Raw genomic sequence first — 13,327 nt, 5'->3', positions numbered from 1 at the left:
ATCAAGTCGCAGTCTTTTCATAGGTCAGTCGGCTGCAATGGGAAACAGCTATTTTCAGGCAGCCTGCTTTGCTGCCGCAATGGCTTCGCTGCGGATTTCTTCCGTCAACTTCAGACGTAGTTCGGAGAATTCCGGGCTTGCCTTGACGTGGTAGGTGCGTGGATGCTCGATATCGACCGGCGTGATCGATTTGATCTTGCCCGGACGAGCCGTCATCGTAACCACGCGGGTTGCCATGAATATGGCTTCTTCAATGTCGTGGGTGACGAAGATGACTGTCTTGTGCTCCCGCTCCCAGATGCCGAGCAGCAGCTCCTGCATCAGTCCGCGGGTCTGGTTGTCGAGCGCGCCGAACGGCTCGTCGAGAAGTAGAATCTTTGGGTCGTTGGCGAGTGCGCGGGCAATCGCCGTACGCTGTTGCATGCCGCCCGAAAGCTGCTTTGGCCAGTGATCTTCAAAGCCGCGTAGTCCGACCTTGTCGATATAGCTGTCCACGATTTCACGCGCCTGCTTTTCCGGCACGCCTTTTTCGCGAAGCCCGAAGCCGACATTCTGCCGGATGGTGAGCCACGGAAACAGCGTGTAGGACTGGAACACCATACCGCGATCTGCACCCGGTCCGGTGACAGGGTTGCCCTCCAGCATCACGGTGCCGGTGGTGGGCTTGTCGAGACCGGCGATGATGCGAAGAAGCGTGGACTTGCCGCAGCCCGAGGGGCCGAGAACGGTCACGAAATCATTTTTCGGGATGACGAGGTCGGTCGGCTGCAATGCCAGTGTCGGCTTGCCGCCATGGACGCCCGGAAAGGTACGGCTCACGCCCTTGATGACAAGTTCCTGGTCGCTTTTGGTAACCATTATGCGAACCTCCATGCAAAGAGCCAGCGGTTGAAATATTTGAAGGCAAGGTCCGAGATCAGGCCGATGACGCCGATCACGATGATGCCGAAGATGATCTGGCCCGTGGCCATCAGTGCCTGAGAGTTGATGATCATGTAGCCGATGCCGGACGATGCGCCGATGAGTTCGGCCACGATCACATAGGTCCATGCCCAGCCGAGCACGAGGCGCAATGTTTCGGCAATGTCTGGCGCGCTGGCAGGCATGAGCACGCGGCGAATGATGCCGCTGTTCGACGCGCCGAGCGTGTAGGCTGCTTCGACAAGATCGCGACGCGTATTGGAGACCGTCACGGCGATCATGAGAATGATCTGGAACACCGCGCCGATGAAGATGACGAGCAACTTCTGTGTTTCACCAATGCCTGACCAGAGGATCAACAGCGGAACGAACGCCGAAGCGGGAAGATAGCGCGCAAAAGAGACGAAGGGCTCCAGCAGCGCTTCAATCGGCTTGTATGCGCCCATGGCGATGCCGAGCGGAATGGCAACGACGCTTGCCAGTACGAAGCCGCCAAGCACGCGCCAGACAGTCATTCCGATATCGGACATAAAGCCTTGATTGGCGATAAGATCCCAGCCGTCCTTCACCATGGTGATGGGATCGGCAAGAAAAGTCGGAGAAACGAAGCCGCCCAGAGTGGCTATACCCCAGAACACAAAGAAGAGAATGAAGAATAGAATGCCCAGTAATATCCGGGTCTGACTGCCTATCGGCTGCAAGGGCTGCATATATTTTCCTGTTTAGTCGCGCATCCGCCGCACTCGACGGGCGGAAAATAAGGAAGCCCGGACGTGTCGTCCGGGCTTGCATATGAAGCGATGTTACTTGATGAAGCTTGTATCCACGATGTCATCGAGATTGGGCTTCGACTTGATCACACCCGCCTTCAGCAGAAGATCGGCGGCTTCGGTTGAAAACTCCTTGAATTCACCTTCAAAGAACTTCTGGTTGGCTGCCTTGTCCTGCCAGCGAAGATAGTCTGCCGACTTGCCGAAATCCTCGCCCGACTGCTTCACGTCCTTGCCCATGATTTCATAGGACTTCGCCTTGTCGGAAGCGATCATCTGCAGCGCTTCAAAGTAGCTGTCGGCAAGCGCCTTGGCGGCTTCGGGGTTCTTTTCAAGGAAATCGGGCGTGCAGCCAACCGTGTCCATGACCGCAGGATAATCGAGCGTGGTGGCAAGAATCTTGCCCTTGTCGGGTGCTGCGCGCACGGTGGAAAGATAAGGCTCGTAGGTCATGGCGGCATCGTTCTGGCCGGCCACGAAAGCTTGTGCAGCCGGTCCCGGCTCCATATTGACGACCTTGACATCCTTGGTCGTCATGCCGTTCTTGGCGAGCATGAAGGCGAGAAGGAAATAGGGCGACGTACCCGGAGCAGAAGCGGCAACCGTCTTGCCCTTCAGATCGGCGAAGGAATTCACATCGGCGCGCACCGCAATACCATCGGCACCGTAGGACTTGTCCATCTGGAATATCTGCTTGGTCTTCACGCCAGCCGCGTTCCAGACAATCCATGTTTCAACGGTGGTGGCCGCGCACTGGATATCACCGGAAGCGAGGGCCAGATGGCGGCTTGCCTGCGGGATTTTGGTCAGTGTGACGTCGAGGCCATTCTTCTTGAAAATTCCGGCTTCCTTGGCAAGCGTCAGCGGAGCAAAGCCGGTCCAGCCGGAAAAGCCAAGGGAAACGGCAGTTTCAGCGTGCGCCGCAGACGTTAACGTGAAAGCTGCTAGTGCCGCCCCGGCAAGCAATGATTTCTTCATGTGTAGTACCCCTTTTATAGCGAGACTTTTTTGTCTCTTACTCCTGCCAAATTAACAGGACCGTATCGTCTGTCCAGAGAGTTCGTTGCGGTTCTTTGAATGCTTCATTCTCGATGGAATAGTCGTAAACTACTGATCAGATTGGGCTAATCGAAATCAAGTAAGCGGCTCCCTTCCCCTTTAGTTCAAGAGGCAAGGCGTCGCAGTTTGTGGCGACCGCGCAATCATGCTGCTCAAGTTTTGTCGTTTTCGCCGCGAGTGTCAGATCGATCTGACCTTCGGCACAGAAAAGAAGAACCAGATTGCCATTGGCCTGGGTGAGCGTGGTGCCGTTGACGGGCAGGCGCCGGACCATATGGGCAAACCGTCCGCGCCGGGTCATCACATTGAGGTCTGTAATGGCCGATCCGATCAGCCGCGCGCTGGATTGAGCATCCGCAGCGAAGAACAGCGGTACGCTTTCGCAGGTGAGGGTGCTCTGCTGTCCTTCGACATCGAGCAAGATGCCGTCTCCTTCCAGCACCGACAATGTGCGGTCGATGCCGGGAAAGACGGAAAACGGGCCATCGCTGGCGACGGTCGCCATGGAAATGCGCCAGTCGAAATTATCGACTGACGCTCCTTCCGGATGGACGGCGATTTCGACCGTAACGCCGCCGCCATTTTTCCATGGCATACGGCGATGACTTTCGGCCTTGAGAATTTCGACCATCAACCGAGCCATCCATTGGATGCTGCCCAGAAGGCAATTGGTGCCGTTAGCAGGATGCTGAGTGCCGTGCGGATATACCAGATCACGATCAGGTCCCGGAACTTGAGCGGGATCGAGGTGGCAAGAACGCAGGGGATTGAGGCCGACAGGAAGAGAACCTGACTGACCGAGACAACGGCGGCAACGAACTTCAGAACGACATCGGCGTCCTTCAAGAGGATGGCGGGCAGGAACATTTCTGCAAGGCCGGACGCCATGGATTTTGCGGCAAGCATCGGATCGGCCAGTTGCGCAAGCCATGTAAACGGATAGAGCGCCAGACCGAGAAGATCAAAGATCGGCGTATATTTGGACGCAAGCAGACCGAGAAGCCCGACAGCCATGATGCTGGGAAGGATCATGGCTGCCATGCGCAGGCCATCAAGGAACGTCGCCCCGAGAAGCGGCAGAAGCTTGGGGGCATTTTGTGCCTGCTGGATGCCGGTGTCGATTGCCGTTTGAATACGGCCTTTGCCTTCGGGCAATGGAGTGTCGCGGTCGCCCGGATGATCCATGCGGCTCAATGGCCAGATGCGTGCGGTGATCGCGGAGACAATGAAAGTCACGAAGAAAGTGGTCCAGAAATAGAGGTTCCACGCGTCCATAAGGCCCAGCGTCTTTGCGACGATGATCATGAAGGTGGCTGATACCGTGGAAAAGCCGGTGGCGACGATCGCCGCTTCGCGGGCGGTGTATTTGCCTTCCTTATAAACGCGATCGGTGATGAGAAGTGCCAGCGAATAGCTGCCGACGAACGATGCCACGGCATCGATGGCCGACCATCCCGGCGTGCGCCAGATCGGACGCATGACTGGTTGTACGATGACGCCGGTAAATTCGAGCAGGCCATAGCCAATCAGGAAAGCCAGTGCCAGTGCACCGATCGGCACGATCAGGCCGACCGACAATACGAGCTTGTCGAACAGGAACGGCAGCATATCGGGCGTGAAAAGTGCAGCCGGACCGATATTGGCAAGATACATGGCAGTCGCGATGAGGCCGAGCAGACGCAGAACCGAGAAAATTCTTTCGGTTACATTCTTTTTCCACGTGCCTGTTACGAAAGGTGCAAAGGCTCCATAAGCGATAAGCAAGCAGACGAAAACGAGAGCGGCAGGGCGAAGCTGCGTGGCAATCGCGGTCGCTGCGTGGTCGAGCAGGATGGTCGATTTACCGCCAATGGTGACGGGCACGAAAAAGAAAAATATGCCTATGAAGCTGTATATGACCAGTTTCAAAGCCGCCGATCCACGAGAGGGCTCATTACGGCCAAGCGCTACGTCTGTCATCGTTATTCCCCAGTATTTACGTATTATCCAGCTATGAAAAAGGCGGCCCCCGGAAGGACCGCCTTTCATTGATTTCTTAGTTGCCAAGGATGGCTGGAAGGCGCAGGCCCTGCTGCTTCGCCCAGTCGAGCGCGATATCGTAGCCCGCATCGGCATGGCGCATGACGCCGGTGGCCGGGTCGTTCCACAACACGCGACCGATGCGCTGATCGGCATCTTCGGTGCCGTCACAGCAGATGACCATGCCCGAATGCTGGCTGAAGCCCATGCCGACGCCGCCGCCGTGATGGAGCGACACCCATGTTGCGCCCGAAGCGGTGTTGAGAAGAGCATTCAGGAGCGGCCAGTCGGAGACTGCGTCCGAGCCGTCCTTCATGGCTTCTGTTTCGCGGTTCGGCGAAGCCACCGAGCCGCTATCGAGGTGATCGCGACCGATAACAATTGGTGCCTTCAGCTCGCCATTGCGGACCATTTCGTTGAAGGCGAGGCCGAGACGATGACGGTCACCGAGACCGACCCAGCAGATGCGTGCTGGCAGGCCCTGAAACGCGATGCGTTCCTTTGCCATGTCGAGCCAGTTGTGCAGGTGCTTGTTGTCTGGCAGCAGCTCCTTCACCTTGGCGTCGGTTTTGGCGATATCTTCCGGATCGCCGGAAAGGGCAGCCCAGCGGAACGGGCCAACACCACGGCAGAACAGTGGGCGGATATAGGCAGGCACGAAGCCCGGGAAATCGAAGGCGTTTTCCAGACCTTCTTCAAGTGCCATCTGGCGGATGTTGTTGCCGTAGTCGACGGTTGGAATGCCAGCATTCCAGAAGTCGAGCATGGCCTGAACCTGCACCTTCATCGAAGCGCGGGCGGCTTTCGCAACGCCCTTCGGATCGCTCTCCTGCTTGGCGCGCCATTCGGCGACGGTCCAGCCGATTGGCAGATAGCCATGTACCGGATCATGTGCCGAGGTCTGGTCGGTGACGATGTCGGGGCGCACGCCGCGCTTGACGAGTTCCGGATAGATTTCAGCCGCATTGCCGATGAGCGCGATGGACTTGGCTTCACCAGCTTTCGTCCATGCGTCGATCTTGGCCAGCGCTTCGTCGAGGCTATGGGTCTTTTCATCGACGTAACGGGTGCGCAGACGGAAATCGGCGCGGGTTTCGTCGCATTCGACGGCAAGGCAGCAAGCGCCTGCCATGACGGCTGCCAGAGGCTGTGCGCCGCCCATGCCGCCCAAGCCGCCGGTCAGAATCCATTTGCCCTTGAGGTTGCCATCATAATGCTGGCGACCGGCTTCCACGAAGGTTTCGTAGGTGCCCTGAACGATGCCCTGTGCGCCGATGTAGATCCACGAACCGGCGGTCATCTGGCCATACATGGCAAGACCCTTCTTATCCAGTTCGTTGAAGTGATCCCAGGTCGCCCAATGCGGCACGAGGTTGGAATTGGCGATGAGAACGCGCGGTGCATCCTTGTGGGTGCGGAACACGCCCACCGGCTTGCCCGACTGCACCAGCAAGGTTTCGTCTTCATTGAGCGTCTTGAGGGTCGCGACAATCTTGTCGAAATCATCCCATGTGCGCGCAGCGCGACCAATGCCGCCATAGACGACCAGCTCATGCGGGCGTTCGGCGACATCGGGGTCAAGGTTGTTCATCAGCATGCGAAGCGGCGCTTCGGTCAGCCAGCTCTTGGCGTTGAGTTCGTCTCCGCGAGGGCTACGTACTTCGCGCTCGTTGTGGCGTGGATTGGACATGGTGTTCTCCTCAGGATTTCAGTTCTGCGGCTATTGTTTCCAGCCGCTGCAAAAGGGTTTTGAGATGCACGCGAAGCTCGTCCGCCTTGGCCTCGTCATAGGCGAAGGGAACCGCTTCGGTCGCAAGATGCGTGGATTGGGCAAGCTCCATCTGGATGGCGTGAACGCCAGTTTCCGGCTTGCCGTAATGGCGCGTCGTCCAGCCGCCCTTGAAGCGGCCATTGAGAATCGACGTGTAGCCTTCGGCCCGTCTCGTAACCTCAACGGCGGCAGCTTCGATCTTCGGATCGCAGGTCTTGCCCATGTCCGTGCCGATGTTGAAATCCGGCAATTTGCCTTCGAACAGGAACGGAATATGCGAGCGGATCGAATGGCAGTCATAAAGGATGGCGACGCCATGGATCGCCTTCACACGTTCGATCTCGGCTAAAAGCGCGTCGTGATAGGGCTTGTGGAAGCGCGTGATGCGGTCGGCAATATCGGCTTCCTTTGGTGCTTCGCCGTCTTTCCAGATGGCAATGCCGTCAAAGTCGGTTTCCGGGATCAGCGTCGTGGTGTTCAGGCCAGGATAGAGGCTGACACCTGCCGGATCACGATTGGCATCGATGCAATAGCGGTGAAAGGTGGCGCGCACCGTGGTCGCGCCATCAATAAGGCCATCATAGAGCTGGTGAATATGCCAGTCGGTATCGGCCAGGATGCGGCCATTGTCGTTGAGCCGTGACCAGATGTCGTCGGGAACATCCGTGCCCGTATGGGGAAGGCCCAGAATGACAGGCGACGTGCCCTGCCGGACTTCAAAGGCGCTCATGATCACGCCTCCAGAGAGGGCAGGATGCCGCTCGAAACCGCCCCGGCAAGTGCACCGTCAGCCACCAGCTCAGCGGCATTCTTGAGGTCGTCAGCCATATAGCGGTCGTCTTCCAGCGTCGGCACGCGGCCGCGCAGCGCGGCTATCACCTTGGCAAGCTCGGGGCTGGTGGTCAGCGGTTCGCGCAGCTCGACGCCGAGCGCGCCGGTCAGCGCCTCGATGCCGATGATGGCATTGAGGTTGGCGGTCATCTGAAGAAGACGGCGTGCGCCATGGCAAGCCATGGACACATGGTCTTCCTGATTGGCCGAAGTTGGAGTGGAATCGACCGAAGCCGGATGCGCCATCTGCTTGTTTTCACTCATCAGCGCAGCGGAGGTGACTTCCGCGATCATCAGGCCAGAATTGAGCCCCGGCTTGCGGGCGAGGAAGGTCGGCAGGCCGAAGGAGAGGGCCGGATCGACCAGCAACGCGATGCGGCGCTGCGAGATCGCGCCGATTTCGCAGACGGCCAGCGCAATCTGATCGGCGGCGAAGGCAACAGGTTCGGCATGGAAATTGCCGCCCGACACGGCGCGACCGTCCGAGAGAACGAGCGGATTGTCGGTGACCGCATTGGCTTCGATTTCCAGCGTGCGTGCTGCCTGACGCAGAATATCGAGACAGGCGCCATCGACCTGCGGCTGGCAGCGAATGCAATATGGGTCCTGCACGCGCTGGTCGCCTTCGAGGTGGCTCTGGCGGATGACGGAACCTTCGAGCAGGGCGCGCAGTGCCCGGCCAGCGTCGATCTGGCCCTTATGGCCGCGTAGCGTGTGGATTTCCTCGTGGAAAGGTGCGTCCGACCCCATGGCGGCATCGGTGGACAATGCGCCGGTGATCAGCGCTGTCTGTGCGGCGCGATGCGCACGGAAAAGACCGGCCAGTGCCAGAGCAGTCGAGGTCTGCGTGCCGTTGATGAGCGCCAGCCCTTCCTTGGCAGCAAGCACGACCGGCTTCAGTCCGGCCTTTTCCAGTGCCTTCGCGCTGGGTAGACGCTCGCCCTTATAGAAGGCTTCACCTTCACCGATCATGGCCGCAGTCATGTGCGCCAGCGGTGCAAGGTCGCCAGACGCGCCAACGGAACCCTTTTCCGGGATCATCGGGATCACGCCTTTTTTCAGCATGTCTTCGATGAGGGTGATGACTTCAAGCCGCACGCCGGAAGCGCCGCGACCGAGCGAAATCAGCTTCAGCGCCATGATGAGGCGCACGATATTTTCCGAAAGCGGTTCGCCGACGCCGCAGCAATGCGACAGGATCAGATTGCGCTGGAGCGTGGCGACATCGCCCGCCGCAATACGGATCGAGGCAAGCTTTCCGAAGCCGGTATTGATGCCGTAAACGGGTTCGTCCCCTGCTGCGATTTCCGCAATGCGAGCCGCAGCCTTTTCGACGCCTGCGTGAAAAGCAGGGTCGATGCGGACGGGGAGACCCTCGCGATAGATTGTTTCAAGTGTTTCAAGCGGCACGCTGCCGGGCTTCAATACGAGGGTCATGGAAAACTCCCAAAGAGCGCATCTCGAAAAACGTGAAGCGGTTTTCGGATAAGATGCGCGTTGAAACAAAAACTCAGATCTGGCCTTTGAACACACGCTTCCAGAGCGGGTTGAAGCCGATGCGGTAAACAAGCTCTGCCGGGCGCTCGACGTCCCAGATCGCGAGGTCGGCATCCTTGCCAATTTCCAGCGTGCCGGTCTGATCAAGAAGCCCGAGTGCGCGCGCTGCTTCGCGGGTCACGCCTGCAATGCATTCATCGACCGTCATGCGGAAGAGCGTTGCGCCCATATTCATGGTGAGCAGAAGCGAGGTCAGCGGCGAGGTGCCGGGATTGTTGTCGGTGGCGAGCGCCATCTTGGTACCCGCAGCACGGAAAAGCTCGACCGGCGGCTTTTGTGTTTCGCGAATGAAGTAGTAGGCGCCGGGCAGCAGCACGGCTACCGTTCCGGCCTTGGCCATAGCGGTAGCGCCGTCCGCATCCGTATATTCCAGATGATCCGCTGAAAGCGCATCATAGGAAGCGGCAAGAGCCGCGCCATGCAGATTGGACAACTGGTCGGCATGAAGCTTGACCGGAATATTATGCGCCTTGGCCGCATCGAAGACGCGGGCGATTTCGTCGGGCAAGAAGGCGATGCCTTCGCAAAAACCGTCAACCGCATCGGCCAGATTTTCAGCGGCGATAGCCGGAAGCATATCGTTGATGACGCGGTCGATATAGGCGGCCTTGTCGCCATTCATTTCCGGTGGCAGGGCATGCGCGCCGAGGAAGGTGGTGCGGACCGTCACGTCACGTTCTTCGCCAAGACGGCGGGCGGCTTTCAGTGACTTGATTTCGCTGTCGCGGTCGAGACCGTAACCCGACTTGACTTCAACGGTGGTGACGCCTTCGGCAATCAGCGCATCGAGACGGGGCAGGGTTTGGCGCACCAGATCGTCTTCGCTGGCAGCGCGCAGGTTCTTGACTGAGGAAACAATGCCGCCGCCTGCACGTGCCACTTCTTCGTAAGTGGCACCATTCAGGCGCAATTCAAACTCATGCGCGCGGTTGCCGGCATGGACAAGATGCGTGTGGCAGTCGACCAGGCCGGGCGTGATCAAGCGGTTCTCGCAGTCGATTTTCTCGAAAGATGCATATTCAGCAGGCAGTGCATTTTCCGGACCGACATAAGCGATCTTGCCGTCTTTGACGGCGAGCACTGCATTGTCGATGAGCCCCAGACCCTCGGCGTTTTCACCCAAGGTGGCGATACGGGCGTTGCTGAAAATGTAGCTTGTTTTATCTGGCATGAGCGTTTTCTCGCTTCCCCTGTTTTTCAATAATGTATATACATATTAACGGAGTCGCCAAGAGAAAAAATGCATCCATTTGCGATCTGTTGAAAGATCGGCGTGTGAATTTGGCGAAATGAGGAGCTTGTTCGAATGTCTGCCGCAGCCACAAAAACGCAATTTATCCATGCCGGTCAGGCGCTTCTGCAAACAGGCTGGGCGGATGATGTTCGACTTGGCATTGTCGACGGAAAAATCGCATCTGTGGAAACCGGCGTCAGTGCGCAGTCGGGCGACGAACACCATGCAGTGATCGTTTCAGGCATGCCAAATCTGCACAGCCATGCGTTCCAATATGGCATGGCAGGACTGGCTGAGCGGCGTGGACCTTCTGCTGACAGCTTCTGGAGCTGGCGCGAGATCATGTACAAGTTTGCGCTCACCATGTCGCCGGAACAGGCGGAAGCTGTAGCGCTGCGGCTTTATGTCGACATGCTGGAGGCAGGATTTACCCGCGTCGGTGAGTTTCATTATCTGCACCATGATCGCGACGGCACACCTTACGGCAATATTTCCGAGATGGCGGATCGCATTGTTTCCGCAGCTGGGGCAGCGGGTATCGGCCTGACATTGCTGCCAGTGCTTTATGCGCATTCGACCTTTGGCGGTGCTGCTCCGAATGAAGGCCAGCGTCGGTTTATCAATGATGAAGCAAGCTTTTCCCGTTTGATTGAAGGCTGCCAGAAAGCGCTTGTCGGTTTCGATGGTGCCGTGCTTGGCGTAGCCCCGCACAGTCTGCGTGCTGTCATCCCCGATGAGCTGACATTTGCGGCAAAGCTTTTGCCGGATGCGCCTGTGCATATTCACATTGCCGAACAGGTCAAGGAAGTGGACGACTGCATTGCATGGTCGGGCCAGCGACCTGTTGAATGGCTGCTTGACCATCAGGAATTGTCGTCGCGCTGGTGCCTCATCCACGCGACCCATATGACCGACGCGGAAACCATGCGCATGGCTGAGGCTGGTGCGATTGCTGGTCTTTGTCCTGTGACGGAGGCCAATCTTGGTGACGGCACTTTCAATGCCACGGTCTTCCACGAAGCAGGCGGCAAGTTCGGCGTCGGCTCGGATTCCAATGTGCTGATCGGCATTAGCGATGAGTTACGCCAGTACGAATATTCGCAGCGTCTCCTGCACCGCGCGCGCAATGTTCTGGCCGAGAACGCAGGCTCGACAGGCCGCGCATTGTTCGATGGCGCGGTGACGGGCGGCAATATCGCCATGGGACGTGCAAGCGATGGCTTGGAAGCGGGGGCTTCGGCCGATTTCGTCGTACTTGATGCGGCGCGTCTGCCACATGCAAAAGGCGACGCAGTGCTCGATGGCTGGATTTTTGGCGGTCGCGCACGACCGTCCGATGTATGGGTGCGCGGCGTTAAACAGGTGGAAGGCGGGCGTCACCGCTTGCGCGATGAGGCCGAGCGTGCTTTCCAGAAAGTGATCGGCGAATTACTCGCCTGACAGGAGATGGCATGGCTGGCGAAGACTTGATCGTAAAGGACGCACCGGTGCTTTCGCTGCATCAGCGTATTCTGGACGATATAGAATCGCGCATCCTGTCGGGAGAATGGCTGCCCGGTCATCGCATCCCGTTTGAACACGAGCTGACGGAACAATATGGCTGTTCACGCATGACTGTGAACAAGGCGCTGACGCAGCTGGCGAAAGCCGGTCTGATTGAGCGCAAGCGGAGATCCGGCAGTTTTGTTTCCTTTCCGCAATCGCAGGCTGCAATCCTCGAAATCCACGATATTCGCGATGAAGTGGCAGCGCTCGGCGCCGCTTATAGGTTCGAGCTGACGAGCCGGCGCGAGCGATTGAGCGGACCAGCCGATGCAAGGCATATCGACATGCCGCGCCATACGCCGCTGGTTGAACTCGTCTGCCGTCACTATGCGGGCAAGCGTGTCTTCGCTCTGGAAGAGCGCATCATCAGTCTGGATGCGGTTCCGACCGCTGCGCAGACTGACTTTGCTGAAAATTCGCCGGGACCATGGCTGGTTTCGTGCGTGCCGTGGAGTAGCGCAAAACACTCGATACGTGCGATTGCCGCCACGCAGGAAAATGCTGGCATGCTCGGTATTCCGCTGGGGGCGCCCTGTCTGGTGATCGAGCGCCAGACGTGGAACGCTGACCAGCCGGTAACACATGTACGCTTTACCTATCCCGGCGACAGCCATGCGCTGGTGGCGAATTTCACGCCATCGCAGGGAGGATAAACGGCTGGTCGTGCACATTACGGCCCGGCAAACGCATCGGCGCGCTTTTCCTCATGGTTTGACTGTTAGCATTCCGATCATATCGGGGTGAAAACGGCAGTAAAACTTGACCGCTTCTGGCGATTTCAGAACCTGTCTCGTAACCTTCCGGGGTGGCAGGAGAATATCCCATCCTCCCTTTACGGTTGCGGTGTGCTGCATCGGGTCCTTATTGTTCCATTCGATCACATCGCCCACGTTCGCTTCAATGTTCTGCGGTGAAAAAGCAAGTTTTTCGACCGTAATTTCAATTGTTTTCGCCTTTGCCGGGACACTGATAATCAGCAACCCGGCAAGTATGGTGACAGCTTGAACATATCTCATCGGACCGGTCCTATTTCAAAGACATGGCGATGTGTTCGGCATGTTGCTCATGGCTCTGGAACAGTTTGAGACCGGTTTCGAGCAGGTTCTTCAGTTCAGCATTGCTGGCGGACGGGATAAGTGCGGTTTTCAGCGCCTTGTTCACTTCCTTATGATAGGCAACCTCGTTGTCGACATAGGATTTGTCGAAAGCTGCGCCATCGAGTTTGCTCAACCTGGTCAGTTCTTCTGCCGCCGCTTTGGACAAGGCTTTGCTTGTGTCGTTATCCTCCGGTGTGACGTTCAGTTTCTTGACCAGAGCGAGCGCCTGCTGATTGACCGCTTCATGATCACGCAGCATGGTCTGTGCGAACTCAAGCACCGTTTTGTTTTTGGATTTTTCGAGAGCCTGTTTGGCAGCCGCGACATCGATGGCGCCTGCCGTGTAGGCAATATGGGCTATCGCCGGATCGTGTAATTTTCCGTCATGGGCAATTGCCAGAGACAGACTGCCGCAAATGCAAATTGCAGCAACGGATACAACTGAACGAATAGACATGGAACTCTCCCTTGTCCGGCGCCTTTTTACGGGCTCCAAATAGTTGTTTCGTCGCATTATCCTACG

The 13,327-nt window shown here is 57.7% G+C and carries 13 protein-coding genes; 2 read left to right on the top strand and 11 right to left on the bottom strand.

The features are described 5' to 3' along the window. Positions 1-54: 54 nt before the first annotated feature. The 9 genes from KWJ32_RS14620 to hutI all read right to left on the bottom strand — a co-directional run bounded on the left by KWJ32_RS14620 (position 55) and on the right by hutI (position 10,099). Positions 55-858, bottom strand: coding sequence for an ABC transporter ATP-binding protein (locus tag KWJ32_RS14620; protein WP_012091493.1), 804 nt, complete (start codon positions 856-858; stop codon positions 55-57). Then, positions 858-1,631: an ABC transporter permease gene (locus tag KWJ32_RS14615; RefSeq protein ID WP_012091494.1), complete on the bottom strand. Its 774-nt coding sequence runs from the start codon at positions 1,629-1,631 to the stop codon at positions 858-860. The genes KWJ32_RS14620 and KWJ32_RS14615 overlap by 1 nt, the downstream gene beginning before the upstream one ends. A gap of 93 nt (positions 1,632-1,724) precedes the next feature. Next, on the bottom strand, positions 1,725-2,669 hold the full coding sequence (locus KWJ32_RS14610) for an ABC transporter substrate-binding protein (RefSeq protein WP_012091495.1): 945 nt from the start codon (positions 2,667-2,669) through the stop codon (positions 1,725-1,727). A 136-nt stretch (positions 2,670-2,805) separates the two neighbouring features. After that, positions 2,806-3,384 carry a HutD family protein gene (locus KWJ32_RS14605; RefSeq protein ID WP_125300375.1) on the bottom strand — a complete coding sequence of 193 codons (579 nt, stop codon included), beginning with the start codon at positions 3,382-3,384 and terminating at the stop codon, positions 2,806-2,808. Then, the gene (locus KWJ32_RS14600; RefSeq protein WP_010659501.1) at positions 3,381-4,709 is read right to left on the bottom strand and encodes a YjiH family protein; all 1,329 of its coding nucleotides are present in this window, start codon (positions 4,707-4,709) and stop codon (positions 3,381-3,383) included. The genes KWJ32_RS14605 and KWJ32_RS14600 overlap by 4 nt, the downstream gene beginning before the upstream one ends. Before the next feature lie 76 nt (positions 4,710-4,785). After that, positions 4,786-6,459: a urocanate hydratase gene (gene hutU / locus KWJ32_RS14595; protein WP_094514031.1), complete on the bottom strand. Its 1,674-nt coding sequence runs from the start codon at positions 6,457-6,459 to the stop codon at positions 4,786-4,788. 10 nt (positions 6,460-6,469) lie between these two features. After that, positions 6,470-7,270 (bottom strand): N-formylglutamate deformylase, encoded by an 801-nt coding sequence (gene hutG / locus KWJ32_RS14590; RefSeq protein WP_151610234.1) that lies wholly within the window; start codon positions 7,268-7,270, stop codon positions 6,470-6,472. 2 nt (positions 7,271-7,272) lie between these two features. Next, positions 7,273-8,808, bottom strand: coding sequence for a histidine ammonia-lyase (gene hutH, locus KWJ32_RS14585; protein ID WP_151610233.1), 1,536 nt, complete (start codon positions 8,806-8,808; stop codon positions 7,273-7,275). 73 nt (positions 8,809-8,881) lie between these two features. After that, positions 8,882-10,099: an imidazolonepropionase gene (hutI, locus tag KWJ32_RS14580; RefSeq protein WP_151610232.1), complete on the bottom strand. Its 1,218-nt coding sequence runs from the start codon at positions 10,097-10,099 to the stop codon at positions 8,882-8,884. A 135-nt stretch (positions 10,100-10,234) separates the two neighbouring features. Here hutI and KWJ32_RS14575 point away from each other — a divergent pair, with 135 nt between their 5' ends. Together KWJ32_RS14575 and hutC are read left to right on the top strand one after the other, a co-directional pair. Beyond that, entirely contained in the window at positions 10,235-11,602 is a 1,368-nt protein-coding gene (locus tag KWJ32_RS14575) for a formimidoylglutamate deiminase (protein ID WP_151610231.1), read from the top strand. Positions 11,603-11,613: 11 nt separating this feature from the next. Then, positions 11,614-12,360, top strand: a complete 747-nt coding sequence (hutC, locus tag KWJ32_RS14570; RefSeq protein WP_010659507.1) for a histidine utilization repressor — start codon at positions 11,614-11,616, stop codon at positions 12,358-12,360. 51 nt (positions 12,361-12,411) lie between these two features. Here hutC and KWJ32_RS14565 read toward each other — a convergent pair whose 3' ends face one another. Then, the gene (locus KWJ32_RS14565; RefSeq protein WP_012091503.1) at positions 12,412-12,723 is read right to left on the bottom strand and encodes a cupredoxin domain-containing protein; all 312 of its coding nucleotides are present in this window, start codon (positions 12,721-12,723) and stop codon (positions 12,412-12,414) included. A 10-nt stretch (positions 12,724-12,733) separates the two neighbouring features. Then, positions 12,734-13,261: a DUF4142 domain-containing protein gene (locus tag KWJ32_RS14560; protein ID WP_125300017.1), complete on the bottom strand. Its 528-nt coding sequence runs from the start codon at positions 13,259-13,261 to the stop codon at positions 12,734-12,736. Positions 13,262-13,327 lie beyond the last annotated feature (66 nt).

It is taken from the genome of Ochrobactrum sp. BTU2 (genome assembly GCF_024539785.1).
GTDB lineage: Bacteria > Pseudomonadota > Alphaproteobacteria > Rhizobiales > Rhizobiaceae > Brucella > Brucella anthropi.
The sequence above is the reverse complement of the archived record's forward strand: the minus strand, read 5'-3'. Positions and strand labels throughout refer to the sequence as shown.

Excerpts from the sequence above, each read along its gene's own strand:
- KWJ32_RS14565 (WP_012091503.1), bottom strand. The coding sequence starts at position 12,723 with ATGAGATATGTTCAAGCTGTCACCATACTTGCCGGGTTGCTGATTATC.
- hutI (WP_151610232.1), bottom strand. The coding sequence starts at position 10,099 with ATGCCAGATAAAACAAGCTACATTTTCAGCAACGCCCGTATCGCCACC.
- KWJ32_RS14600 (WP_010659501.1), bottom strand. The coding sequence starts at position 4,709 with ATGACAGACGTAGCGCTTGGCCGTAATGAGCCCTCTCGTGGATCGGCG.
- KWJ32_RS14620 (WP_012091493.1), bottom strand. The coding sequence starts at position 858 with ATGGTTACCAAAAGCGACCAGGAACTTGTCATCAAGGGCGTGAGCCGT.
- KWJ32_RS14610 (WP_012091495.1), bottom strand. The coding sequence starts at position 2,669 with ATGAAGAAATCATTGCTTGCCGGGGCGGCACTAGCAGCTTTCACGTTA.
- KWJ32_RS14615 (WP_012091494.1), bottom strand. The coding sequence starts at position 1,631 with ATGCAGCCCTTGCAGCCGATAGGCAGTCAGACCCGGATATTACTGGGC.
- hutH (WP_151610233.1), bottom strand. The coding sequence starts at position 8,808 with ATGACCCTCGTATTGAAGCCCGGCAGCGTGCCGCTTGAAACACTTGAA.
- KWJ32_RS14560 (WP_125300017.1), bottom strand. The coding sequence starts at position 13,261 with ATGTCTATTCGTTCAGTTGTATCCGTTGCTGCAATTTGCATTTGCGGC.
- hutG (WP_151610234.1), bottom strand. The coding sequence starts at position 7,270 with ATGAGCGCCTTTGAAGTCCGGCAGGGCACGTCGCCTGTCATTCTGGGC.
- hutC (WP_010659507.1), top strand. The coding sequence starts at position 11,614 with ATGGCTGGCGAAGACTTGATCGTAAAGGACGCACCGGTGCTTTCGCTG.
- KWJ32_RS14575 (WP_151610231.1), top strand. The coding sequence starts at position 10,235 with ATGTCTGCCGCAGCCACAAAAACGCAATTTATCCATGCCGGTCAGGCG.
- hutU (WP_094514031.1), bottom strand. The coding sequence starts at position 6,459 with ATGTCCAATCCACGCCACAACGAGCGCGAAGTACGTAGCCCTCGCGGA.